The organism is Thalassoroseus pseudoceratinae, from assembly GCF_011634775.1.
Taxonomy (GTDB): domain Bacteria; phylum Planctomycetota; class Planctomycetia; order Planctomycetales; family Planctomycetaceae; genus Thalassoroseus; species Thalassoroseus pseudoceratinae.
This window is the reverse complement of sequence record NZ_JAALXT010000004.1, coordinates 169700-194540: the sequence shown is the minus strand read 5'-3', so window position 1 is coordinate 194540 and position 24841 is coordinate 169700. Positions and strand designations below refer to the sequence as shown.

The window sequence follows — 24841 nt, the reverse complement described above, 5'->3', positions numbered from 1 at the left end:
GCCCCAAAGTCGATTCGGTCGAAAAACGCAATTTAACGGGGATGAATTCGCGGCGTTCATGCTTCGCGTCCACCTAAGGCCACGGAAGAACGCAAGAAGATTTAGGCTGGTGGGTTTCGCAGTAATTCATTGACGACTTGGCATTCCTGACCGTCGGTCAGCGAGAGATCGCGGTTATTACGGTGATACGTGAGTTCGCGGTGATCCAAACCGAACAGGTGCAACAGCGTTGCGTGATAATCGCTGTGGCTGACGGGCGACTCAACCGCATGATGACCGAACTCATCGGTCGCACCGTGGACATATCCGCCTTTGAAACCACCACCGGCGACCCATTGTGAGAAGCCGTAAGTGTTGTGGTCACGGCCGATTTTGTTCCGTCCGGCGTCATTCTGCACCACCGGCAGCCGCCCCATTTCGCCCCCCCAATGGACGACGGTTGTGTCCAGCAAACCACGTGCTTTGAGATCGCTCACGAGAGCTGCGGATGGTTGGTCGACCTTTTTGCACGCCGCGGGCAGCTTGGAGATGATGCTACCGTGATGGTCCCATAACTGGTTGGAAGTGAAGACCTGGACGCATCGGACACCCCGCTCGATCAAACGCCGGGCGATTAAGCACCGACTGCCATACTCTTTCGTGATGGGGTTGTCCATGCCGTACATGGCTTGCGTGGCTTTGGATTCTTGCGATAGGTCCAAGGCTTCTTTCGCTGCTGATTGCATCCGAGCGGCCAATTCATAGGACGCGATTCTGGCATCCAGATCGGATTGCCCTGGGCGTTCGTTGCGATGCCGTTCATTGAGGACTTTCAACAGCTCCAAGGCCCGCGATTGCGGTGTGCCTTTTAGGTGAGCCGGTGCATCGAGATTTGGAATCCGTGGTTCCTTTGGTCGCACGACCGTTCCTTGGTAAACCGCGGGAAGAAAACCATTCGACCAATTCTCGACACCTAATACCGGGAGTTGTCCGGGATCGGTAAGAGCAATGTACGCCGGAAGGTCTTGCGTCTCCGAGCCAAGACCATACGTCAACCAACTTCCGATCACCGGTCGCCCAGAGAGAATACGTCCCGTATTGAGAGCCTGAATTGACTGGCCGTGATTGTTCACACCGGTATGCATCGACCGAATGAGCGTAATATCGTCGGCCACTTTCGCGGTGTGAGGGACAAGCTCCGAAAGTTCCATTCCGCACTCACCGTGCTTCGAAAACTTCCAAGGCGACGCCAAGACTTTAGAACTGGCTTGGGCGGCGTTGTCGTATTTGATTTTGCCAGGGAACGGTTTGCCGTCGAGTTTCGCAAGGGCTGGTTTGGGGTCGAACATGTCGTGATGACTGGGCCCGCCCTGCATCCACAGCGAAATCATTGCCTTCGCTTGCGGTTCGTGATGGGGTTGCTTGGGGAGTGTGTCGAACGTTTTCGGTTCGAAGTCCGGTTTCGCCGGTGCGGCGAGCAACCCATCACGATTCAGCAATGCTGCCAACGCCACACTGGCAGCGGCCGTTGCTCCGCTGGACAAGAAGTGACGACGAGTGTGATCAATCGGGTTCATATTGGTTGTCTCAACTCTGGGCGATCAATGTTTGATATCAATGGGGCATGTGCCGCGACTTGGGGAACAATGCATTGCACTGCGTTCACTCAGAACACAGAATCGTGATGCTCGTTCGCAAGTCTCAGTCGACGTAGAGGAATTCATTCGATCCAAGGAGGACTTGGCACAAGCTCGCAAGGGCGTGTCGGGTGGCAACAGGCTCCATGTCCGGTTGCTTTGCGAACTCTTCAGCTTGACCGTTCACGAAATCCGTCGCAGTCGCAAGCTCTTGTGGGCTCGGTGGCCGACAGAGAATCCGGAGCCACGCCGAATGGATTTGAGCGGACAGATCGGTACCGAATTGAGTTTGCAGTTCCTCCGCAAGATGGTCGGCGTTGTCCAGCGTGAATTGTCCGTTCATCAGCATCAGTGATTGAGGAGCCACCGTGGAGGATGCCCGAGCGTTGCAGTTGGGTTCCATGCGAGGCCAATCGAAGGCGTCGAGGATGTCCAACGGCCGTGATCGACGAACCTGCACATAGACACTTCGACGAAACTCCTGACCGTGCAGTGGTAACACGGGACCCGGTCGCCCGGCACTGAGGTTCTCAATCCCGAGGACCCACTGACCGGCCCGGTCGGCCATGATCGGAACTGGCTTTCCGCCGATCTCGTCATTGATTCGTCCGCAGACCTTGAGGATAGAGTCACGAAGCGTTTCCGCATCCAATCGACGCAGTCGTGCCCCGCTAAAGAGGCGATTGTCGGGATCGGTTTCGAGGGTTTTTGAATCAGTCGCAAGTGCCTGACGATAGGTTTGCGAGGTCATAATCATGCGATGCAACGTCTTGACGCTCCAACCGCGATCGATGAACTCTGTTGCTAACCAATCGAGCAATTCAGGATGCGACGGACGGTCGCCGAGTTGGCCAAAATCGCTGGGAGTGTTCACGATGCCACGCCCGAGATGATGTCGCCAAACGCGGTTCACAAAGACACGCGTCAACAGCGGGTGTTGACCGCTCGTGAGGTAGTTCGCGAATGCCAGCCGTCGCCCGGTCGTCGGGATGTCTTTCGTGTTGACGGGAAACGTGGGTGGCGTTTGGCCATCGCCCAAGATTGTCAATCCGGCTGGTTCGACCACTTCCTTCGGTTGGTCTGGATCACCGCGATGGAACAGGTGCGTCTCGGGAACTTCGCCAGGATTTTCAGTCAATGCTCGCAAGAACTCTTGTTTCGGTTTGCGATCGCGAATGGCTTTGGCGTCGGCGGCGAGTTTCTTGAGTTCGTCTGCCGCCTTTCGGTCATAGAGGTACAGTGAACCGGCAGACACATTGACACTGGGATATTTCGCCAAGAGTTCTTTTTGCTCTGGTGAGCGTTCTTTGACCGGCGTGTTCCTTGCCGTCTCGACAGTTGCCCGTTCGGCTTCCGGCAATTTTGCCAACTCACGTCGGAAGACGGCTTCAATCAGTTCTTTTTGTCGTTCCGTTCTCTTGGCAAGAACTGCCTTCGCCTCAGCTTCCAACTTCGCAGCGGCAGCGCGATCCGCGGCTGTATAGAGAGACACGAGGCGATTGACCGGTCTCCGCCATTTCTTGGGATTTAATGCCGGTTCAATGATGGCCCGTAGCCGGTAGTAATCGGCTTGGGGAATTGGGTCGTAACGGTGTTCGTGGCATTGGGCACATTGCACCGTGAGTCCGAGCAGGGAACTCGACATGATTTCCACTGTGTTCGCGACGACTTCGTTTCTTGTGACAACCGGCTCGGCATTCGATGCCGCGGTGCCATCCGGAGCCAATCGCAGGAACCCGGTTGCGGTCAGCTTCTCGATTTCGTCCGGTGTTAGTTCGGCATATGGCGGGGTGATCAGTTCATCGCCGGCGAGTTGTTCGCGGACAAATTGATCAAACGGTTTGTCGTTGTTGAACGCATTGATCACGTAATCGCGATACTTGTACGCCCACGGGCGAATGGTGTCCTTGTCGTTTGCTCCTTCGGAATCCGCGTAACCGGCCACATCCAACCAATGCCGACCCCAGCGTTCTCCGTAGTGCGGTGAACTCAGCAGTCGATCAATCAGTTGTTCCCAGGCATCGGGTCTGTCATCGGCTAGGAAGTTAGCGACTTCTTCCGGAGTCGGCGGCAAACCGATCAAGTCGAAATAGGCCCGCCGGACCAGCACACGTTTGTCCGCCTTGGGTGCGAAGTCCAATTCATTTTCATGGAGTTTGCGGGCAATGAAGGCATCGATCGGATTCGGACTTTCGAGACCGCCAACCGTTGGAATCTTCGGTTTCCGCATTGGTTGGAATGCCCAGAACTGGCGGTCCTCTTCGGTGATCAACATACCCTGCCCGATTTTTTCCGGTTCGGGACGCAGTGTTTTTGCGCCGGAGTTGATCCATTTGGTGATGGTCGCGATCTCTGCTTCCGTGAGCGGCTCGCCGGAGTCTGCGGGAGGCATCTCATGATCGCGGATTCGATCGACAAGATAACTCTCGTCGGCCTTGCCAGGAACGATGGACGGCCCCGCATCGCCCCCCTGCACGATCAGACGCCGCAATCGCAAATCCAAACTGCCTTCGGTTTCTCCCTCACCGTGGCAGTGGAAGCAACGCGCTTTGAACAGCGGGCGGATGTCTGTTTCGAAGGCAATCTCGGGCTTGGCTGCCAGTAAAATCGCTGGGGAAGCGATGAGCCAAACGAGGGCGCAGGCGAATGTTTTCATGGGGCGGGAGATGCATTCTGGAGTGAAGGCGGGCAATGAACGCATTAAGTATTGTAGATGCGTCGGCCCGAGTTGCAACAGCTCGCCAGGGGAAACCGAGGAAATATCGTTATTCCCGGGAGTTGTCGCCGATCGGATATCGGTTTTCCGTGGCTTGTCGAAACTAGGAACGTCAGGGCGATATTCTCAAGAAACATCGGCCAAGTTGGTGGCCAATCGCACGGCTTCACACAGACTGTTTTCGTCGGCGATGCCCTGCCAAGCGATATCGAACGCCGTTCCATGATCGACCGAAGTCCGCACAATCGGTAGTCCCAGGGTCACATTCACGCCCTGATCGAACGCCAACGCCTTGAGGGGAATTAGCCCCTGATCGTGGTACATGCACACGTACGCGTCCGTCTGGCTGCGTTTTGCGGGCACGAATGCTGTGTCCGGTGGTAGTGGACCTTCAATCGTGAGCCCCGCCTCACGAGCAGCCTTGATTGCTGGACCAATGATTCGCTCCTCTTCCCCAGTCCCGAAGAGTCCACCTTCACCAGCATGCGGATTCAACCCGCACACCACCAACCGCGGTTCTCGTTTTCGCATCCGACGCATGGCATCGGCGGTTAGATGAATGACTTCAAGAATTCGATTTGTATTGAGAAGCGTAGGAACTTCAGCATAGCCCACATGGACGGTGGCCAAGCTGCATGTGATTTCTTGGCTGGTCAGCATCATACAGGCATCGGGCGTGTTTGTTCTTGCTGCCAGAATCTCCGTGTGTCCCGGATATGGAACGCCTGCGGCATGAAGTGCTTCTTTGTGAAGCGGTGCGGTGGCGATGCCCGCAATTTTGGCATTCATGGCGGCCGTAATCGCTTGATCAAAGTATTGATAGGCGGCAGTTCCGCAGACCGCGTCAATCTTGCCCGGCTGGACATCAGCAACATCCGGCTCACCAATATCGTAAATGGCTGGCCCATCAATCGCACTAAGTTTCGAGGGCCACTCGGACGAGGAAATTGTCTGAGCTGATACCGGCAGGCTGAGTTTGTCAGCCACACGCCGCAAGATCGCGAGATTTCCAAACACGATCGGCGTGCAAATTTGACGGATGTCGTGTCTTGCTAGCAGTTTCAGGCAAATCTCCGGCCCGATGCCCGCCGGATCGCCCATTGTGATTCCGATCCGTGGTCGACTCATGTTTGGCAGTCAGTCGTGTGGCTACGCCAGGGCTAGTTTTCGTGTTACGGCCAGGGGGACGTACTCAATGGGGAAGCAATTGCCAATGAATGCAACGCATCCGCGAACCACGAATTAGCAGTTACCACGCCCTGTACCGGCAATCTCGGAATCCGAGTCCGAATCCGATTTCGGATCATAATCGATGTGAGATTCCAAATCCACATGCGAATCCATATCAAAGTCGGTCAAGGTTTCCTTGCCGGTTTCCGAGTCGGCAATCGTGTCGGAATCTATGTTGAGGCCCGTTTCGGAATCCGACGTGTCGTCATCCTCATCACTTTTGCTCGGAGCATCGACGGGCATCAGCGGCAGAGAGAGCCTGAACTCGCATCCAGGTCGGTGGTGAGTATTAAGTTCCAGACGCCCGCCATGAGCCTCCATAATCTTGCGGCCGATGAATAGCCCAATACCGAAGCCCTCCGTTCGCGTTGTAAAGAAGCGTTCGAAGATCACGCTCGCTAACTCGGGCGGCACACCAGGACCGTTGTCGGCGACGGAGAGAACGACTGTGTCATCGGTCTCGTTTGTCAGTTTCAAACTGATACAAGGACTCTCCGATGGTTCCGCGTTGCGAAGAATCTCAACAGCATTCAGAACCAGATTAACGATGACTTGGACAATCAAATTGCCACTACATCTGACTTGCTGATTGTGGCTTGCATCAGTGAAATCCAGTTGGACCTTATGCTCAAGGGCTTGGTGCGTTGTGAGCTGGCTTGCCATCTCGACGAGTCGCAACATAGACCAAGGCTCGTGTTCGGTTGCACCCGTCTTGATGTACGCTAGAAACTCAGTAAGGGTTTGCTCATTGGTCACACAGCAATCCTTGAGGTCCCTGAGAACCTTGGAAACGCTATCCAATGCGGGAGGATCTTGGGCCAAAAAATTCTGAGCGGCGACGATGAACTGGCCTGAGCTTTGGAAGAGTGTCCGTTGCTGATGAAACCAAGCGGCCGCCATTTCTCCGGCCGAGATCAAGCGGGACGCATGGTACAGACGTTCTGTAAGGCTTTCGATTTCCTGGTAAGCCGATTGGCGATCGATCGCAATCAGAAAGTTCCGCGCCAACGTTCGGACCAATCTCACGTCGTCAAGCACCCATTTTCGAGGTTGCGTCAGCGACACAAGTCCCAAGTACCCCCACAAACCTTTCTTAGACATCAAGGGGATGGCCAAGAACGCTTGAACACCAATCGCTCGATACACAGCCTGTTCTTTGGCACCTTCCGGGGGAATCTCGTCAACGCAATCGATGGCAAGAACGGGCTCTTTCTGAAGACGATTCCAAAACCATGGAAACTCGTTGACTTGGACTCCGTTAATAGCGTTGGTGCCAACTTTCTTACCAACGCGTTGGCATTCGTGGAGCATTCGCAGAGTGGGCGGGTTGCCATGAATCTGAACGATGTAAGAAACATCTGCATTCGCACAATCTCGAACGGCCGTCAGTGCCCGTTCGGTGGCCATCGCGACATCCTCCGGTTCAGCCGCGAGGAGGCCCGTTGCAATATTATGCAACGTGTCTTCTACGTGATGACGAACTTTGACTTCATGCTGAGCTCCCAGCAGCTTGATGGCGTTGTCTCGTCGAGCTTTGAGGACCATGATCGAAACCGCGACCGAGCCCACCAAGACAAACGAGTGGTTTCCCCAAAGTGTATTGGGAGCGAAAAACGTCAGCTCACTCACGACAAGCACTAGCAGACATGCAATCGCACCAATCACCCAAGGAATAGAGAGGTAGATCAAACCCAACGCAATAATGATAATAGCGGTGTTCGTAATCTGTTCCGGGATTGGCGAAAGTGCGACATGGACGGCGTGATTGACAAGCACAAACGCGAAGATCGTGCTCAATGTAGGATACGTCCATTCCGTCGAAAGCTCCCGTGATTGAAGGAATTGGTAGATTCCAATCATGGCCGCAACTGTCAATAACGCACAAACTGTCAGAATTCCGGCAGCATTAGGGGGAAGCAATACCCAATAGAGGGCAATAAAGCAGGCATACAAACCACCAGTGCCTGCTGCGACAGTTGGGAGGATGTTCAGAACAGACAGGTCAAGGGACGATTGAACCTTGGCTGCTTGAGATTCTTCGGATTGGAGCTCGTGAGGCATAGCAGCTCAAATCAGTATTTAGCCATGGGTAGTCTTGAGGGGGGCATGGCTTGGAACGGATAGTTTTGAGTGATGTTGCAACCACTCTCCACAGTCAAATACCCGTACAGATCCGTATTCTCACTAATGTTTTTCCCAAATACTGATTTTTTTTTCAATTTTCTGCGGGCTTACACATTGATGAGTGCCGATGTGAACACGTTCTTCTGCGTGTCGATAGAGTGATGAAAGGGGCTTTCGACAGCACTTGAATCTCAGGATCGGCTTAGAGTGTCCAGTTCTTTTGTGCAGTGTCCCTGTCCGCCGAAAGAATCCCGTAAACCATTTGTTCGGTGTGGTCGGGATGACATTGACCTCGGAATTCCTGGGGAAGCGAATTGGTGCTTGTCGCGGGTGTTTGCGTATGGCAAACTTCAATGACGCGTTACGGACTCATTCTCCGCTGCGCGGAGTGTGTTCAGCCAAACAGTGATGGAAACGAATTCAAAGGACCGAAAACGAATGTCCCTTCGAACCCTATCCCCAATGATCGTCATGGTTTGGAGCTGTCTTGGCTTAAGTAGCGTGGTTTCCGCGCAGGGCTTGGTCTGGAAGCTCCCGGAACCAGGAACATGGGTTCGCTATGAAGGCGACTACACGCAAACCGAGCGTCGGCCTCAAGATCCGAACAATAAGGACCTGGTCATTGGGCCATGGCGACGACATCTCACGATTAAGGCGTTGGAGCGGGTTCAACAAGCGAATCCGAATGGTGGGGCTCCGGTCGAGGCTCAATGGCTGGAATTCGTAGTGGAAACGGGACTTGAAAAGGATGGCACGTTGGTCGGTGGGCCAGGAAGTCGTCGTGTGTACAAAGCTCTCGTGGCGGTCGACGAATTGCAGTCCCGGATCGGACCCCCGAAAGAAGACGGTGTGGTGGACAGTGACAGTATTCCAGTCGTCTTTCTTCCACTGATTAAGGGGTACCGAAAGTTCGGTGACAAAGCTGCTGCGGCCATTTCATCGCCGGTCTTCAATGTGCATCCCGCGATTACGTTGTTGGCTCCGTACCGCGAATTGGAAGAAGTCGCCGCCGATGAAGACCCCGAGGTCACGCTGCCGGGAATCAGTTCGGCTACGCATTTCCGCGGGTCTGTCGTTGTTGAGAGCAAGAGCGTGCGGACAACGAACACTGCCGACATGTGGTACGCCAAGGATTCTCCGTTCGGTTTAGTTCGCTGGTCAGTCATCGCTCAACGCGAGACGAAAGAAACATTCGCCGAACGGGATCAGTTCGAAACGGCCTCGACTTACCAGGTCGAAATGCGAGCCGTCGAAGCCGGTCAGAATGCCACCAGCTTGCTGACGGAAAACTAATCTTCAGCGGTGATGGCCGAACACGGGTTCTTTGTCGAGAAATTTGACAAGCTGTGGGTGTGAACTACGTTTGCAGAGCGGGTTTCCCCAACGTTTGTCACGCGACGAGTTCGATCCCATGTCGGCCAATCCTCCTAAATTGTCACCAACGGAACTCCTTGCGGAGTTGAAAAGCCCAAGAGCTCGCGGAAAGGGTCGTGGGCGGAAGCGATCCAATGCCAATCGAGCGGGTAAATCCGTCGAAAAGTCGCTTCCCGAAACCGACGAAAACGAACCGCTTGTTTCCGAGGCTCCCGCGGACCCCGTTGAAAACGCGGATACGACCGAGAGCCCTACGTCCGAGCAGAGTGATCGAGTCGACGAAATTCTCGAGGCGACCGGAGCCGATGAGGTCGCGATCAATTCGGAAGATGCGTCGGACGAGATTGCCGAAGTTGGGGGTCTGGAAGCGGATGATGCCCCGTTGGACGCCGGGGATCCCTTCGATAGTCTCGGGATCGATTTCGACGACTTGAACTCCCCGACGTTGAATGACGATCCGACGGACAACGTCACCGACGCCGAAGAATCGGAGGGCGAAGAGTCTGCGGAAGTCGAGCCGGAAGAACCAACACCGCTCCACAAAAACCCGCGAATTGCGGATGTTCTCAAACGATTGGGCCCGCTGCCGACAGATGCAGACCGTCGCGATGGCGTTCTCGGCGAGACGGACACCGATCACATCGTTTCATCCGCTCCCGATGTGGCAAAACCCCAACGACCGCTGACGGCGTTGTTTGATCGGGTGAATAGTTTGCTTGGCGGTTCGCATGACGATTCCACTTTCCGGCCTCCCATACCGGAAACGATCGCCGAGACTGGGCTCAACATCGAGGACATTGAAAAACTCGCGTTGAAATACCTGCTCGGCAAAGGAACGGCAACCGGACGGCAAATATGCACGCAGGTTTGTCTACCGTTTCAGATTGTGGATCCGATTCTCAAGCAATTGAAGCACGATCAACTATTGGCGTTTCGCGGAACGGCGGAGATGGGGGACTACGAATTCACCATCACCGACATGGGGCGTGATCGGGCACGTGCATACATGCGGGAAGGAAGTTACTCCGGGGCGGCTCCTGTGCCATTGGGGGATTACCTGAAAGCGATGGCCGCTCAAAGCATCGCACGGCAAGAAGCCACCGAAGCTGATTTGGAAGCCGCGTTTTCCGATCTCATCATCAACAAAACGATGCTGCGACGATTGGGCCCTGCGATCAATTCCGGTCGGGGGATGTTCCTCTTTGGCGAACCGGGAAATGGAAAAACGAGTATCGCCGAACGGATCACGAAGTGCTTCGGCACATCCATTTGGATTCCCCGTTCGCTCGGAATCGACGGCGATATCGTCCGCGTGTTCGACCCCGGTATGCACGAAGTCATTACCGAGCCGCAAGACGACGGTTTGTTCGATCTCTCTGGTGTCGATCCTCGTTGGGTGCAGATCGTGCGGCCGACGGTCATCGCCGGTGGGGAATTGACGATGTCGATGCTCGAAGTCTGCCAGAACCCGGCAACGAAAATCTGCGAAGCCCCGTTGCAACTCAAGAGTAACTGTGGAACGCTCGTGATTGACGACTTCGGTCGCCAAACAATGCCCGTGGATGAACTCCTCAACCGATGGATCGTTCCGTTGGAAAAACGCTACGACTTCCTGAACCTGCCCAGCGGGAAGAAAGTGCAAGTCCCGTTCGATCAGCTCATCATTTTCTCGACGAACTTGGAACCGAAAGACTTGGTTGATGGGGCGTTCCTACGACGGATCCCGTACAAAATTGAAGTGCCCGATCCAAGCAAAGAAGAATTCCTCGCTTTGTTCAAGTTGATGTCACCGATCATGGGGTTTGAATACAAACCGGATGCGGTGGACTACCTCATTCAGACTCACTACGAACCGATGGATCGTCCCTACCGGGCCTGCCAACCCCGCGACTTGCTCTTACAAGTTCGCAACTATTGTGTCTATCATAAGACTCCGAAGGTGCTCTCGAACGAAGCATTCGATTTCGCCGTCGAGAACTATTTCTCCGTCATGTAGTGGCGTGGGATTTCCGGGATTGGATTTCGGGATCCGTGAACACCGTCCGTCGAACTGTGCCGGGCTCTGGCATTTCGATCTCCAACCTTCACCCCGAAATCTTGATCCCCAACCCCTCACCGAAGGTGAATCGCTTTGGAGTCGCGACCGTTTCGATTGCTGAGAAACCTCAGCCGCAGCCGTCAGATTGCCACCGTGTTGTTGCACCACGGGTTCGGCGATTTTCTGGAGCGATTGCGTTTGGGACGGTACGTACAATTCACGAAACGAATTGTCTTTTGGTGGCGAAGTGGTGAGTCATCCGCCCCACGAACTCGCGGCGAACGCATTCGTCTTTCGTTGGAAGAGTTGGGAGCCACGTTCATCAAGTTCGGCCAGGTGATCAGCACACGACCGGACTTGCTTCCGCCGGATATCATTCGGGAACTTTGCAAACTTCAAGAGAATGTCCCGCCCTTCCCGTCCGAATTAGCTCGCCAAGTCATTTGGAGTGAACTTGGCAAACCGGTTGACGAGTTGTTCGCCGAGTTTGATTCGGAACCGCTCGCTGCCGGTTCGCTGGCTCAGGTGCATCGGGCAGTTCATCATGACGGCACACAGGTCGCTGTGAAAATTCGGCGTCCGAATGTACCGCACGAAGTGGAACGCGATCTCAGCCTGATGGCCGAAATTGCCGCCCTCATCGAACGCAACATTCCCGAGTCAGCGACATTCGATCCGGTCGGGCTGGTCAATCAATTCGCACGCACGATTCGTCGCGAGATGAACTTTCTTCGTGAAGGCCGTTCGATCGAGGAATTTCGACGCCTCTTCCGTAACGACGCCACCCTCGTCGTGCCACGGGTATTCGAGGAATTGACCAGCGATGGCGTCCTGACGATGGAATATGTCGAAGGGTTTCGCATCGATCAACAAGACCAGATTGCCGCTACGGGCATCCCCATTCGATACGTCGCCGCCAACGGCGCCCGAATCTTCATGAAACAGGCCTTTGAACTCGGTGTGTTTCACGGTGACCCGCACCCCGGGAACATCCGGATTCTGGCCGATGGCACCGTTTGTTTGCTCGACTACGGTATGGTGGGACGCTTGGAAGACGAACTCCGCGAGCAGGTCGTCGACTTATTCCTAGCAGTGACGCAACACGATGTCGTCAAAGCCGTTGAGTTGATTCAACAAATCGGGCAGCCCTGGCGACCACTGGATGTTGCCCTGTTGCGAATCGACTTGCGTGACTTCATCGAGAACTACTACGGGATGCCTCTCGATCGCGTGAACATCGGGCGGATGCTTTCAGATTTCGTCACCATTCTCTCATTTCATGCGATTCGGATTCCCGCAGACTTGATGCTCTTAATTCGCTGTTTGGTGACGCTCGAAGGCGTGGGACGTGAACTCGATCCGGAGTTCAATCTCGCCGAACATTTGGCACCGTATGTCGCGAAAGTCGTTCGCGACCGCTTTAATCCAGTTCGGGTGGCGGGGCGATTGTTCTCGGAAACGAAAACGCTCATGGCCCTGCTCCACGATGCGCCGATGAACATCGCCCAAACGCTGGAGAAGATTAGCGAAGGCGAATTGACGGTTCATCTTGAGCACCACGGTCTTGATTACGCCATCAAAGACATCGACCGCAGCGGTAATCGTCTGGTGATCGGTATGGTGCTTTCCGCGTTGATCGTGGCGTCGGCACTCGTACTGCAAGGCGGCACACGAATCGACGTGTGGTTGAGTGCTCCGATTTTCCTTGTCTCCAGCCTGCTCGGCATCTGGCTCATTTACGGCATCTTTCGCAGCGGGCGACTGTAGTTTGCCGGTCTTGTCAAACTTCGCATTCGCGATTTTAGTGAATGCATTTTTGTCGAGTAAGGCACATTTTCTAGCCAAGTGATTCTTCTTTGATCGCCGCCAATCTTATCGCAAACCGTGGATGGGTCGCGATTTGGTTCACGATTCCGCGTGCCGTGACTGCCGTTTTTATCACCAAAATCCGGGCAATCGTGCCTACTTCTTAAGCGTGGTTGTGCGTACATGTTGGTGGGACGGTGTCAGAAATAGCCATTTCCGTGCATTGATTGCTAGGTTTTCAGTCGATAAGCTGAAAGATCACAACCACCGACGCCATCAATAATTCTCTGCTAATTTTTTCGGCAGTTGTTGGCATCGTTCTTGCGGTGGTAGAAGTATGTAGTTGGCGTCGGGCAGTCACTAATCTTCTAATTTCTTTCATTCGAAAGGCAGTCTATGCACAGGAAACCGAAGTCTCGTAGTGGATTCACATTGATCGAGTTGCTGGTGGTGATCGCCATCATTGCTATCTTGATCGCACTTTTGTTGCCGGCCGTTCAACAGGCACGAGCAGCAGCTCGTCGGACACAATGTAAGAATAATCTCAAGAACCTCGGCTTGGCGCTCCACAACTATCACGACACCTTTGAAAAGTTCCCGTACGGTTATTTTGATTCGGGCACATATCACCGTCGCGACACCTGGATGCAGCAAGTCCTGCCGTTCATCGAGCAAGGCAACCTCTACGAACAATACCAAGCTTGGGATGGGCAGTGGGTCATGGACACACCACCCGATTTGAAGGACGCGGTCATTGATATCCTAATGTGCCCGTCCGATCCTTCATCGCCTGGTTTCGGTGGTGGCGGTGGTCGCCGTTCCAACGGTGATGGATTTCAAGGTAATTACGTCGTCTGTGCCGGCAACACGTTGATGACCCGCAACAGCCAATCGCTCAACGGGATGTTCTGCAACAATTCCCGAACCGACATGGGGGACGTGATTGACGGAACATCGAACACGATCATGGCGAGTGAGTCGATCATTCGTGGAAAGACTCCGAGCGGACCGAATGGCGTGAGTTGGGGCGGCGCTGGTGGTTATTGGGGTGGTGGTCCACACGGTTCGTACGGCTTCACCACACTCGAAGGCCCGAACACGACATTGGCCGACCAAATCTACGACTGCAAGAACGACAACTTCCCGAAGGCTCCTTGTACTCCGGTCGGTGGCGGCAGCGATCTACGTAACTTCGCACGAAGCTATCACTCCGGTGGTGTGCAAGGCGTGATGGCGGATGGTTCTGTCCGGTTCTTCAGTGACAATATCGATCTTGTCCCATGGCGTGGCATTGGTAGTACGAACCAGGGCGAAGTCGTCGAACTGAATTAGTCGACATCAATTCTTCCCTGACGCTTGGCTTTCATAACAACAAATCGGAGTTTGACTTCCTAATGATTGACACATGGACGCGGTGTTTTGTTGCACCAGCACTCTGTGCACTTGTGATGATGGGTTGTGGTGGCGGCACCGAAGGACCGGAGACGTTTACCGTATCCGGAACAGCGTCGTACAACGGCGAGCCATTGTCTTCGGGCGATATCGTGTTTCGTCCCGCCAGCGGCGAAGGCCAGAGTTGGGCCGGCAAAATTGAGAACGGCAAGTTTTCGTTCGATTCAACAGCCGGGGATAAACGCGTCGAAATCACCGCGTATCAAGAAGCCCCTGCTCCGACGCAATACGCCGACTCTGGCGAAGGGGCATCTCAGGTTCAGTACATCCCGGCCGAATTCAATTCGAATTCGACCTTAACAGAAACCGTCAGCGATTCCGGCGACAACACTTTCACCTTTGACCTCAAAGGCGAGTGAACGCCGCGAAATCTCTCGACCACCAACATCCAATCACGCCGCTAGCCTATGCAAAAGGCTAGCGGCGTTTTTTTGTCTCAACTCAATGCTGCAATGACATGAAGACGGTTCAAGCATGCGATGGTATGGCTGAGTCGAACGCTTGGATGTTCTGGGCTGAGGGGGGGGCGGGTTTTATCGGAGAATGAAGGGAGGCTTGCTCGCGAATTTCGTGATAGCAATGGTGCGAACAAGCCGTTTCTCGATGTCGATTCACCGTTAACACATTGAGCGGTTGAGTGTTGTTTGGATTGCATCGAAGTCGAGACCCAAACGCCTATTTGCGGTTCTTTTTGCGTTTCTTCTTGGCTTCTTTGCGTTTTTTCTTTTTGTCTTCGCGGAGTTTGGCGGTGTCTTGGGGGCCGCGTTTGCTGCGTTGTTTCTCTTTTTTCACTTGAGCGTTCGGGTCGAGCATCCCGCCCTTGGCCATTTCTTGGACCCGTTTGAATCGCTTCATCGGGTTCTTTTCGCCGGCAACCGCGGACATCATGCCGGACATGCCTTTGAAGTCCTTGAGCATCTTGTTGACGTCGGCGGGATCGACGCCACTCCCCATTGCAATACGGGCTCGACGGCTGCGGTCGATGGCGTCGGGATTCTTGCGTTCTTCGGGCGTCATTGAGTTAATGATGCCGTCGATGCGTTTGAGATCCTCCTCGGGGTTCATGTCGTCCATGGCCCCCATCATATCGCCCATGCCAGGAATCATTTTCATGATCTGCTTCATCGGCCCCATGCGTTTGATCTGGTGCATGGTCTTCTGGAACGTTTCCAGCGTGAATTTGCCCTTCTCCATCTCCTCTTGGGCTTTGAGCATTTCCTCCTGATCGAGCTTCTCTTGCGCATCTTCGATCAGCGTGAGGACATCGCCCATGCCCAGGATACGTTGGGCCATCCGGTCGGGGTGGAAATGTTCGAGCTTGTCAAGTTGCTCGCCGACACCAATAAACTTAATCGGGACATCCGCAACTTCCTTGATGGAGAGTGCCGCCCCACCGCGGGTGTCACCATCGAGCTTTGTGAGCACGACCCCATCGAGCACCAAGGAATCGTTGAAGGCTTTCGCCGAGTTGACCGCGTCTTGCCCGGTCATCGCGTCACAGACGAGCAGTGCTTGGTCGGGGTTGCACTGGTTGTCGATCTGCTGCAACTCTTTCATGAGTGCGTCGTCAACGTGCAATCGACCGGCGGTGTCGAGAATCAGCACGCGGACATTACCGGCCTTCTTGGCTTCTTTCAGGCCGTTGTTGCAGACTTTCACCGGTGTGCTTTTGGACGGTTCTTCCGAGTACACCGGCACACCCAGCTGTCCGCCGATGACTTTCAACTGCTCGATCGCCGCCGGACGCTGCAAGTCCGCCGCGACGAGCATTGGCTCGTAGCCCCCCTCTTTGAGCAAGCGGGCGAGTTTTCCGCAGGTGGTGGTTTTCCCGGACCCTTGTAGCCCGCACATCATGATGACGGTTACGCCATCACGTTTCAGACCGAGTTGGGTGGCGACGGTTTTGGGCTCGATTTGTTCAGCATCGGGTTCGCCGCCCATGAGCCGGGTCAGTTCGTCGTAAACGATTTTTACGACGTATTGGCTCGGTTTAACGGTTTTAACGCTTTGCGCACCGATGGCCTGCTGCGTGACACGTTCGACAAAATCGTTGGCAACGTCGTAATTGACGTCGGCTTCCAGCAAGGCTTGCCGGACTTGCTGCATCCCTTCCTGGATGTTCGTTTCGGTCAGCCGACCGCGATCCATGAAGGACAGCGCCCCGCGAATGCCCTTCGAAATTCCATCAAACATGCCGAACCTCGTTCGTCTTCAAATTTCCGACCACCGTGAATCTACCATCTTAGAGAGGCGAGAAATCAGTGACAACACTCGTTGACGGGTTTGTGCGAACATGGATTCATCATTTCAAGTCGCATAACAGGACTTTTAACCGATCACTTGTCAATCGCTTGGTCAACCTGCCGATTTATTTCCAATAGCCGTGCCACTTCTAAACTACGGTTGTTCGGTGATCTTCTTCGAATCTGTACCGGGACAACTGTTGGTCGAAATGCCTCCTCGACTCAAACGACAACGCCGCAGATGCGTAAGGTGCCCTCGATGGAAATATCGCGACTGGTTCATGCCGTGACAACATCTACCAACTCCAAATCAGCATCGACTACCGAGACGCGTCGAGGATTCGCGAGTCCTCAGGATGAAGTGATCAAGAAGTCGAAGATCATGATCGTCGACGATGAGCCGTACAACATTCTAGTTGTCCGCAAACTCTTGCTGGCCGAAGGATACGGAGATTTCGTCACAACGAGCAAATCTGTTCAGGCTTTGGACATGTTCAGCCGCGCCGAACCTGATGTGCTCTTGCTGGATATCATGATGCCCGAAGTGAGCGGGCTGGAGATTCTGGAGGCGATCTCTCAAGATGAGCGACTTCGCCAGATTCCTGTGATTATCCTGACGGCCGCCAACGACGCTGGAATCAAAGCCAAAGCGCTTCAACTGGGCGCTGCGGATTTCATGGCGAAGCCGATCGAGCCAACTGAACTTGTTCCGCGAATTCGGAATGTGTTGGCGGCGAAAGCGCATCGCGATCAATTAGAGCGGTATTCGATCGAATTGGAATGCGAGGTTCGCAAAAAGACGGCTCAGTTGGAAGCCTCTCGACGAGACGTCATCGCCGCATTGGCTCGTGCGGCTGAGTATCGAGACGACGACACCGGCCAACACGTGATTCGTGTCGGAAAATATGCGGGGATCATCGCCAGCGAATTGGGCTTTTCGCCGGCATATGTCGAGCAGATCGAGTTGGCAGCCCAGCTCCATGATGTCGGAAAGATCGGCATCACGGATTCCATTTTGCTGAAACCGGGCAAATTGGAGCCGGAAGAGTTCCGGAAGATGCAGAACCACACCCAGTTTGGTCAGTACATCATCGAACCGGCCGACGATCGGCAGACCGCGTTGCCACCAGGGACCTGCGAGAGTAAATCGAGTGACTCGCCCCGATCTTCGATTCTCCGAATGGCATCGATCATTGCCCAAACGCACCACGAGCGATGGGATGGATCCGGGTATCCACGGGGGTTGTCGGGTGAAGACATTCCGATCGAAGGTCGAATCACGGCTGTGGCAGACGTCTTTGACGCTTTGAGCAGCGAACGACCCTACAAGGAAGCCTTCCCACGCGAGAAGTGCCTGGCGATTCTCGAAGAGGGCCGCGATTGCCATTTCGATGGCACGATTCTCGATGCATTCTTTCGAAGAATCGATGACATCATCGCGGTTCAAGACAAGTTGATGGACTAAGTCAGTTCCCTGGCGATCGAATTCAGTCTGGGCTTGGTCTTGCGACTCTCGAGCCGTTATCATCGCCTCGGATTACGCACTTGTCTCGATCGTTACGGATTCGAAATGTCTGGCCAGACCACGCCGGTGTTGCTGAAAAACGGCCCGAAGAAGGCAAAATGGACAATTGCCTTGGCCCACGGAGCGGGGGCGAGCATGTCCAATCGCTTCATGGACTCCTTCGCGGAAGGGCTCGCGGACAAGGGTTTCCAAGTGGTTCGCTTTGAGTTTCCGTATATGGCTGAACGCGGACGCACCGGTCGCAAACGTCCGCCGGATCGGGAAGCGGTCTTGCGAGAAACTTGGAAGTTGGTGATCGAATCCCTTGGGAATGAACGTCTTATCATCGGTGGAAAGTCCATGGGGGGACGGATCGCATCGCTAGTGGCGGACGAATTCCAAGTGGCTGGATTGGTCTGCTTAGGATACCCGTTTCACCCGAGTGGTAAACCGGACAAGTTGCGAATCGAGCACTTGCAGGACATCCAAACGCCCACGCTGATTCTGCAAGGAACACGTGATAAGTTCGGTGACAAGACGGAAGTCGATGGTTACGCACTCGCCGACACAGTCCGAACGCATTGGCTACCCGACGGCGATCACAGTTTCCAACCGGGAAAGAACTCCGATCGCACTGTCGAGCAGAATTACAAGAATGCCATCCGGCAAATCGTGCGATTCATCGCAGAGATCGATGGCGATATGCAGGTGGAGTGACGTGCGGCGTCTCTATGCCGAAGACGGCGGGCAAAATTGAGATGGTGGGTCGAGAGTGATTCGCGGTGCCCGGCCTACTTGTCTCTCGAACTCCTCTTGTCCGACGGACCGGTTCCACTGTATATTCCCCGACCAAATCGCGGCCACGGATTCAGGCTTTTTCATGGCAAAACGGATTTCGCTCCCCGATCTTCCACATATCGACGCGAAGCGGATCGGTATCATCAAGCCGAGTGCGCTCGGGGATATCGTGCAGACATTGCCGATCTTACCCGCCCTTCGGCATCGGTTTCCGGAGGCGACCGTTTCTTGGGTCATTGCCCATGGTCTGCGGAATCTCTTGGAAGGTCATCCGGATCTCGAGCGGACGATTTCCTTTCACCGTCGTGGTAATTGGCGGTCGCAATTGGAATTGCTTGGTGAAATCCGGCGGGCTCATTTCGATCTCGTTTTGGATTTGCAGGGACTGATCCGCACGGGGATCATGACGTGGGCGAGTCGGGCACCGTTACGACTTGGCATGGAAACCGCCCGTGAGGGAGCGCATCGGGCGTGTCATCTCACACTACCCGGAACCGCTCGCGATGTGTCTGCACAGGTTCGCTATCAAAATGTTGCGACCGCGTTGGGGTGTGATGCCACCAAATTGGCTCCGAAAATCGCGATCACGGCCGATGATCGAGACTGGATCGAGAATGCGTTGGTCCGGGCGACTTCGCCGCGACTGGTAATTGCTCCCGGTGCCAAATGGATGACAAAGCGATGGCCAGCGGAGCGTTTCGCTCATGTGGCCGCGAACGCGGTGCGTCAGTGGGATCTGAGCATTGTCGTCGTCGGCAGCCCCGATGAAGTGGAACTCGCCTCCCAAGTCGAAACAAGTCTCCAGCGATTTGTCGCATCGACCGAAGTGGTGAACTTAGCCGGGAAGACATCACTGCGACAATTGGCTGGAGTGTTGGAATCCGCGACGGTGGTTCTTGCCAACGATTCCGGACCGATGCATTTGGCTGCTGCAATGGGCACACCGGTCGTGGCGGCATTCACGTGCACCGACCCGGTCCAATCGGGACCGCCGGGAACGCAACACGCCTTGGTTGCAACACGTGTCCCCTGTGCCGGCAGCTATCGCAAGAAATGCCCACACAGCGGTGCCGACCATCTGGCTTGCTTCAACGAATTGGAAACCCAACGCGTTTGGCAAGCCGTTCAGATGGTCGTCGAACGGGAGTTGTCCTCGTCTCAAGCCGCGTGATGAATCCTACAAATAATCATTGATCAGGTTTTCGATCATTTCCTGACGACCAGATTCATTTGCATCCGCTTCGCCTTTCTCGAGCATGTACTTTTCGAGATCCGCGAACGACACCGTACCGGCTTCAATCTTGGCACCGATGCCATCGTCGTAGCTGCGATAGCGATTCTTGACGATATCCGTGAGTGCCCCGTCCGCCCGGATCGCCGCCGCAATTTTGGCTCCGCGTGCGAAGGCGTCCATTCCGCCGATGTGGGCGTGGAACAAATCAATCGGCTCGAAACTTTCTCGGCGAACTTTGGCGTCGAAGTTGATTCCCCCCGGAGCCAAACCGCCCTGCTCCAAAATGACGAGCATGCATTGTGTGGTTAGGTAGATATCGGTCGGGAATTGATCGGTGTCCCAACCGAGCAGCAAGTCGCCCGTGTTGGCATCGATGCTACCGAGAGCGTTTTGGATGCGAGCGTATTCCAACTCGTGCATCATGGTATGACCGGCGAGCGTGGCGTGATTCGTTTCGATGTTCAACTTGACGTGATCCATCAAGTCATTGGCACGCAAGAAGTTCAGGCAAGCGGCGGCGTCAAAGTCGTATTGATGTTTGGTCGGTTCCTTCGGTTTGGGTTCAAAGAGAAACTGACCGGTAAAGCCGATCGACTTGGCATGATCAACTGCCATGTGCATGAATCTCGCGAGGTGATCGAGTTCCCGTTTCATGTTCGTGTTGAACAGATTCATGTAGCCTTCGCGACCGCCCCAGAACACGTAGTTTTCGCCACCAAGTTCATGGGTGATTTCGATGGCCTTCTTCACCTCGGCGGCCGAGTAGGCGAACACATCCGCGTTGCAACTGGTAGCTGCTCCGTGCATGTAGCGGGGGTGCGAAAACAAATTCGCCGTTCCCCACAATAGCTTGATGCCGGTTGCGTCTTGTTGTTCTTTGAGACGTTTGGCGATGACATCGAAGTTCTTGTGCGATTCAGCCAACGATGCCCCTTCCGGCGACACGTCGCGATCGTGGAAACAGTAGTACGGTGCTCCGAGTTTCTGCATGAATTCGAAAGCGACATCGACACGCTTCAAGGCGTTCTCCACTGAATCCGACCCGTCATCCCAGGGGCGTTGCAACGTGCCGCCGCCAAACGGATCACTCCCGGTTCCGCGGAACGTGTGCCAATACGCGACGCTGAACCGCATGAGATCCTTCATCGACTGGCCTTCGATGGTCGCCGACGGATCATAATGCCGAAACGCTAACCGATTCTTCGTTCCAGGGCCTTCAAACGGAATGGTATCAACGTCGGGGAAGTAAGCCATCAGGGTGTATCCTCAAGCAGCCAGCAAAGAAGTGTGGGTTCCGGATATGCTAACGGAGTGGAAAAGAAACTGCAATTTTGCACGAAGCCAGCGAACTACCGGTTTCAAAGGAAAGACCGTCGATTTTGACGAGGCGGCACTCTCAATTGTCTGGCCGTCGAAAACTTTCTCTTGACCAAATCGGGGATTGTTGCGACGCTGGTACAAGCGAAAATTGTTTGCAACTCTCAAAAACTTCCAACGATCACTGCTCAATCTACGTAGTACTGAGTATGAGAACCATTGTCGGCCGAGTGACGATCTTCGTGTTGGCGTTCCTGATGGGAATGCCTGCGGGGTGGTGTTGCGTGCCGACGGTGAGCGAAACCTCTTCGGAATTGGTTGGTCAGGCGTCTTGCTGTCGCCACGATTCATCGCAACCAACGTCCGATGATCAGCCGGTGCTGCCTGATTCGGATTGTTGTTGCATTCACGATGCGACCGTCCCACAGGATTCGACGGTTCTGGTCGATTCCGTCACCGATGTCGCGTTTGTGTCGGTCAGTTTGGATACGCCGGGGCGTGGTGACGATCATCCCGTCAATGCCATCGGTCCCGTCCTTCAATCCGGGCCGAGGTCTCATGTGCTTCAGTGTGTGTGGCTCTGTTGAGCCGGTCAAAAACAGTTTTTGATTCCTGTTTTTGATCTTCGAAAACCATTTCTGTTATCGCGTGGCGATGACAGGACATCGAAACATCCATTGGAGAATTCTATGTTGTTCAAAATCGTTGCGACTTCAATTGCGGCTACCGGTCTAGCTTTCACGGGGTTCATGACCGGCAACCAAACGGTAGAACAGTCTTCCCAACGGGACTGCTGCGAACCCGATCGGTCGGCTGAATGCTGCGTGTTAGACCTGCCCTGCTGTGATGACGGCCAAGATTGCTGTGAGACCGGCGAGAGTTGCTGCGTTGAACAGTTAGCGTGTTGCAGTGACTCGGCATTGAAAACCGAGACCGTCGCAGCAACCGCGAATGCCTGCTGCACACCGGACCGTTCCGCGGAATGCTGTGTGCTGGACCTGCCCTGCTGCGATGGCGACCAGGATTGCTGTCAGACCGGCGGCGAATGTTGTGATCTCAACTTAGCTTGCTGCGACTCTTAAGCCGATTTGGCTTTGAAATCTGATTGAATGAACGGCCCTCGTCGCTTGATCTGCGGCGAGGGTTTTTGCGTTGCATCATCTGGTCCGAATTCGGGCACACAAGGCCGAGTGGCGTTCGTTGGTGTTTTGGCGACTGACGGCGATTTCCAACGCCTTCTGAGAACCCACCAAAACTACCAACTGCTTACCCCGAGTAATCCCCGTGTACAGCAAGTTCCGCTGAAGCATGACGAAATGCTGCGTGTGCACCGGGATGATCACGGCTGGATACTCACTGCCTTGGCTTTTGTGGATCGTCAAAGCGTAGGCGAGTTGAAGTTCATCAAGGGCGGCGAAGTCATACGGGATGTCGCCATCGTCGAACCGCACAATCACTTCTTGTTCAACCGTGTCAATTGTGGTGATCGTTCCCAAGTCTCCGTTGAACACGCCGCGGTTGTAATTGTTGACCGTTTGCAGCACACGGTCCCCCACACGGAACGTCTGCCCGAACCGCTCGGCTTCGGCTTTGGTCTTGGATGCCGGATTGAGCGTCGTCTGCAACAGTTCATTGAGTGCTCGCGCTCCGAGCGGCGTGCGGTTCATGGGGGTGAGCACTTGCACGTCTTGGCGGGGATCGAGTCCAAATCGTTCGGGAATGCGTTCGGTGATGAGACGGACAATCATCTGCCGCACGGACTCGGGGTCTTCGCACGGAGTGAAATAGAAGTCACTCAAGTCGGACTTCGGCGGTTTCAGTGGGGGGAGTTGCCCTTGGTGAACCGCGTAGGCCGCTGTGACGATTTGGCTGGACTCCGCCTGCCGAAAGATTTTCGTCAGACGAACCGACGGCACCACGCCCGACTGAATCAAGTCACCCAACACCGTTCCGGGACCCACAGACGGAAGTTGATCGACATCTCCAACCAGCACCACCGAGGCGTCTTCCGGGATTGCGGCGAGGAATCGGTTGCCAAGCAGGACATCGACCATCGAGACTTCGTCCAACACGAATAAATCGCCTTCGAGCGGATTGTCCCGGTTGTGTGTGGCTCCACCGCGTGCGGGATCGTATCCGAGCAACCGGTGAACCGTGCTTGCGGGGCGTCCGCTGGTTTCTGTCAAACGTCGAGCGGCTCGTCCGGTGGGAGCCGCCAACACGCATTCGAGTTCGTTCTGTTCTGCGATTTCAAGCAGGCTCCGCACCAGAGTTGTCTTCCCAACCCCAGGGCCGCCGGTGATGACGGTCAATCGGTTGCTGAGTGCCAAATGAATCGCGTCGCGTTGGGCGTCGGCCAATTCAATCCCGAGTGTTTCCTCGACATCTTCGAGTTGGGTTTCGATTTGCTGCGTCGAGATTGGCAACGGCAGTGGGTTCTCGAGCAATCGGTGAACGGATTCCGCCAACCCAACTTCCGCACGGTACAACGGCGTGAGAAACAACCATGGATCACCGGCGTGTGTCTCTCGAACGAGGCGATCTTCGCCAATCTCGAATTGGATCGCATCCTGCACGATCTGATAGCCGATGGAAATCAGTTGGTCGGTTCCTTCGATGACCTCGCTTTCGGGACATCCGACGTGTCCTTGAGTGGAGAATTGCGCGAGCACGTATCGCACGGCAGCTCTCGCTCGGTGTGGAGAATTCCGCTCCAAACCCAACTTGGCTGCGAGATCGTCAGCGGTCTTGAAGCCGATCCCGTGGATGTCGTCCGCTAATCGGTAGGGATTTTCGCGGATCAAATCAATCGCGTCTTCACCGTACGTGCGATAGATGCGGGTGGCACGGGCGGCTCCAATGCCGTGTGCGTGGAGGAATAATAGAATTTTGCGGACTTGCCGCGATTCCTGCCAACTCTCACGGATGCGGCGGGCTCGTTCCGCTCCGATTCCGCGCAGGTGAGCCAGCATCTCCGGGTAGTTGTCGAGAATGTCCAGCGTGCGGTCTTCGTACAGCGAGACAATTCGAGCGGCCAGTTTCGGTCCGACGCCACGAACGGCTCCCGAACCAAGAAACTTCTCGATGCCTTCCTTCGTTGTCGGGGTGATGGTTCGCAATTCTTGGGATTGGAATTGCCGCCCGTGATCGCGGTTGTTCACCCAATTTCCGACGGCTTCGATTTGCTCGCCGGCCGATGCCAGCGTCACATTGCCGACCACTGTGACCGGTTCACTCGCGCCCTCCACACGCACGCGTAGCACCGCGAACCCGTTATCCGGATTGTGGAATGTCACGCGTTCAATGATGCCTTCGAGGTTCTCGGTCATGATGGCCGATTGTAGCGAATCGTCGTCGCGTTGACGTTGCTCGCGTATGGACTGATAATC

The 24841-nt window shown here is 54.8% G+C and carries 17 protein-coding genes; 10 read left to right on the top strand and 7 right to left on the bottom strand.

Annotated elements, in window-relative coordinates:
* Positions 1 to 101 precede the first annotated feature (101 nt).
* The 4 genes from G6R38_RS15070 to G6R38_RS15055 form a co-directional block, all read right to left on the bottom strand.
* Entirely contained in the window at positions 102 to 1556 is a 1455-nt protein-coding gene (locus tag G6R38_RS15070) for a DUF1501 domain-containing protein (protein ID WP_166827193.1), read from the bottom strand.
* 124 nt (positions 1557 to 1680) lie between these two features.
* Positions 1681 to 4272 carry a PSD1 and planctomycete cytochrome C domain-containing protein gene (locus tag G6R38_RS15065; RefSeq protein WP_166829073.1) on the bottom strand — a complete coding sequence of 864 codons (2592 nt, stop codon included), beginning with the start codon at positions 4270 to 4272 and terminating at the stop codon, positions 1681 to 1683.
* A gap of 186 nt (positions 4273 to 4458) precedes the next feature.
* Positions 4459 to 5460: a 4-hydroxythreonine-4-phosphate dehydrogenase PdxA gene (gene pdxA / locus G6R38_RS15060; RefSeq protein ID WP_206028602.1), complete on the bottom strand. Its 1002-nt coding sequence runs from the start codon at positions 5458 to 5460 to the stop codon at positions 4459 to 4461.
* A gap of 114 nt (positions 5461 to 5574) precedes the next feature.
* Positions 5575 to 7623 (bottom strand): GAF domain-containing sensor histidine kinase, encoded by a 2049-nt coding sequence (locus tag G6R38_RS15055; RefSeq protein ID WP_166827188.1) that lies wholly within the window; start codon positions 7621 to 7623, stop codon positions 5575 to 5577.
* Between the two features lie 501 nt (positions 7624 to 8124).
* Between G6R38_RS15055 and G6R38_RS15050 the strand changes: the two genes are divergently transcribed.
* The 5 genes from G6R38_RS15050 to G6R38_RS15030 all read left to right on the top strand — a co-directional run bounded on the left by G6R38_RS15050 (position 8125) and on the right by G6R38_RS15030 (position 14715).
* Entirely contained in the window at positions 8125 to 8979 is an 855-nt protein-coding gene (locus G6R38_RS15050) for a hypothetical protein (protein ID WP_166827182.1), read from the top strand.
* Positions 8980 to 9097: 118 nt separating this feature from the next.
* Positions 9098 to 11056 carry an AAA family ATPase gene (locus G6R38_RS15045; RefSeq protein ID WP_240928219.1) on the top strand — a complete coding sequence of 653 codons (1959 nt, stop codon included), beginning with the start codon at positions 9098 to 9100 and terminating at the stop codon, positions 11054 to 11056.
* 135 nt (positions 11057 to 11191) lie between these two features.
* The gene (locus G6R38_RS15040) at positions 11192 to 12865 is read left to right on the top strand and encodes an ABC1 kinase family protein (RefSeq protein ID WP_166827177.1); all 1674 of its coding nucleotides are present in this window, start codon (positions 11192 to 11194) and stop codon (positions 12863 to 12865) included.
* 435 nt (positions 12866 to 13300) lie between these two features.
* A complete protein-coding gene (locus tag G6R38_RS15035) occupies positions 13301 to 14236 on the top strand; it encodes a DUF1559 domain-containing protein (RefSeq protein ID WP_166827172.1) in 936 nt (311 codons plus the stop codon).
* A 62-nt stretch (positions 14237 to 14298) separates the two neighbouring features.
* On the top strand, positions 14299 to 14715 hold the full coding sequence (locus G6R38_RS15030; RefSeq protein ID WP_166827168.1) for a hypothetical protein: 417 nt from the start codon (positions 14299 to 14301) through the stop codon (positions 14713 to 14715).
* A 316-nt stretch (positions 14716 to 15031) separates the two neighbouring features.
* Here G6R38_RS15030 and ffh read toward each other — a convergent pair whose 3' ends face one another.
* Positions 15032 to 16549, bottom strand: a complete 1518-nt coding sequence (gene ffh / locus G6R38_RS15025; RefSeq protein ID WP_166827164.1) for a signal recognition particle protein — start codon at positions 16547 to 16549, stop codon at positions 15032 to 15034.
* 432 nt (positions 16550 to 16981) lie between these two features.
* On the opposite strand from ffh, the gene G6R38_RS15020 reads away from it, so the two are divergent.
* From G6R38_RS15020 to G6R38_RS15010, 3 genes are all read left to right on the top strand, one after another.
* Positions 16982 to 18064: an HD domain-containing phosphohydrolase gene (locus G6R38_RS15020; RefSeq protein WP_206028601.1), complete on the top strand. Its 1083-nt coding sequence runs from the start codon at positions 16982 to 16984 to the stop codon at positions 18062 to 18064.
* 105 nt (positions 18065 to 18169) lie between these two features.
* The gene (locus tag G6R38_RS15015) at positions 18170 to 18820 is read left to right on the top strand and encodes an alpha/beta fold hydrolase (RefSeq protein ID WP_166827155.1); all 651 of its coding nucleotides are present in this window, start codon (positions 18170 to 18172) and stop codon (positions 18818 to 18820) included.
* A gap of 163 nt (positions 18821 to 18983) precedes the next feature.
* Positions 18984 to 20072, top strand: a complete 1089-nt coding sequence (locus G6R38_RS15010; protein WP_166827150.1) for a glycosyltransferase family 9 protein — start codon at positions 18984 to 18986, stop codon at positions 20070 to 20072.
* A gap of 6 nt (positions 20073 to 20078) precedes the next feature.
* Here the strand turns inward: G6R38_RS15010 and xylA are convergent, their stop codons facing one another.
* Positions 20079 to 21389: a xylose isomerase gene (gene xylA / locus G6R38_RS15005; RefSeq protein WP_166827145.1), complete on the bottom strand. Its 1311-nt coding sequence runs from the start codon at positions 21387 to 21389 to the stop codon at positions 20079 to 20081.
* 272 nt (positions 21390 to 21661) lie between these two features.
* On the opposite strand from xylA, the gene G6R38_RS15000 reads away from it, so the two are divergent.
* Together G6R38_RS15000 and G6R38_RS14995 are read left to right on the top strand one after the other, a co-directional pair.
* Positions 21662 to 22039, top strand: a complete 378-nt coding sequence (locus tag G6R38_RS15000) for a hypothetical protein (RefSeq protein WP_166827140.1) — start codon at positions 21662 to 21664, stop codon at positions 22037 to 22039.
* A 102-nt stretch (positions 22040 to 22141) separates the two neighbouring features.
* Positions 22142 to 22534 (top strand): hypothetical protein, encoded by a 393-nt coding sequence (locus G6R38_RS14995; protein ID WP_166827134.1) that lies wholly within the window; start codon positions 22142 to 22144, stop codon positions 22532 to 22534.
* Between the two features lie 75 nt (positions 22535 to 22609).
* On the opposite strand, the gene recD2 is transcribed toward G6R38_RS14995, so the two are convergent.
* A complete protein-coding gene (gene recD2 / locus G6R38_RS14990; RefSeq protein WP_166827131.1) occupies positions 22610 to 24781 on the bottom strand; it encodes an SF1B family DNA helicase RecD2 in 2172 nt (723 codons plus the stop codon).
* Between the last annotated feature and the right edge of the window lie 60 nt (positions 24782 to 24841).

Excerpts from the sequence above, each read along its gene's own strand:
- G6R38_RS15070 (WP_166827193.1), bottom strand. The coding sequence starts at position 1,556 with ATGAACCCGATTGATCACACTCGTCGTCACTTCTTGTCCAGCGGAGCA.
- G6R38_RS15065 (WP_166829073.1), bottom strand. The coding sequence starts at position 4,272 with ATGAAAACATTCGCCTGCGCCCTCGTTTGGCTCATCGCTTCCCCAGCG.
- pdxA (WP_206028602.1), bottom strand. The coding sequence starts at position 5,460 with ATGAGTCGACCACGGATCGGAATCACAATGGGCGATCCGGCGGGCATC.
- G6R38_RS15055 (WP_166827188.1), bottom strand. The coding sequence starts at position 7,623 with ATGCCTCACGAGCTCCAATCCGAAGAATCTCAAGCAGCCAAGGTTCAA.
- G6R38_RS15050 (WP_166827182.1), top strand. The coding sequence starts at position 8,125 with ATGTCCCTTCGAACCCTATCCCCAATGATCGTCATGGTTTGGAGCTGT.
- G6R38_RS15045 (WP_240928219.1), top strand. The coding sequence starts at position 9,098 with ATGTCGGCCAATCCTCCTAAATTGTCACCAACGGAACTCCTTGCGGAG.
- G6R38_RS15035 (WP_166827172.1), top strand. The coding sequence starts at position 13,301 with ATGCACAGGAAACCGAAGTCTCGTAGTGGATTCACATTGATCGAGTTG.
- G6R38_RS15030 (WP_166827168.1), top strand. The coding sequence starts at position 14,299 with ATGATTGACACATGGACGCGGTGTTTTGTTGCACCAGCACTCTGTGCA.
- ffh (WP_166827164.1), bottom strand. The coding sequence starts at position 16,549 with ATGTTTGATGGAATTTCGAAGGGCATTCGCGGGGCGCTGTCCTTCATG.
- G6R38_RS15020 (WP_206028601.1), top strand. The coding sequence starts at position 16,982 with ATGATCGTCGACGATGAGCCGTACAACATTCTAGTTGTCCGCAAACTC.
- G6R38_RS15015 (WP_166827155.1), top strand. The coding sequence starts at position 18,170 with ATGTCTGGCCAGACCACGCCGGTGTTGCTGAAAAACGGCCCGAAGAAG.
- G6R38_RS15010 (WP_166827150.1), top strand. The coding sequence starts at position 18,984 with ATGGCAAAACGGATTTCGCTCCCCGATCTTCCACATATCGACGCGAAG.
- xylA (WP_166827145.1), bottom strand. The coding sequence starts at position 21,389 with ATGGCTTACTTCCCCGACGTTGATACCATTCCGTTTGAAGGCCCTGGA.
- G6R38_RS15000 (WP_166827140.1), top strand. The coding sequence starts at position 21,662 with ATGAGAACCATTGTCGGCCGAGTGACGATCTTCGTGTTGGCGTTCCTG.
- G6R38_RS14995 (WP_166827134.1), top strand. The coding sequence starts at position 22,142 with ATGTTGTTCAAAATCGTTGCGACTTCAATTGCGGCTACCGGTCTAGCT.
- recD2 (WP_166827131.1), bottom strand. The coding sequence starts at position 24,781 with ATGACCGAGAACCTCGAAGGCATCATTGAACGCGTGACATTCCACAAT.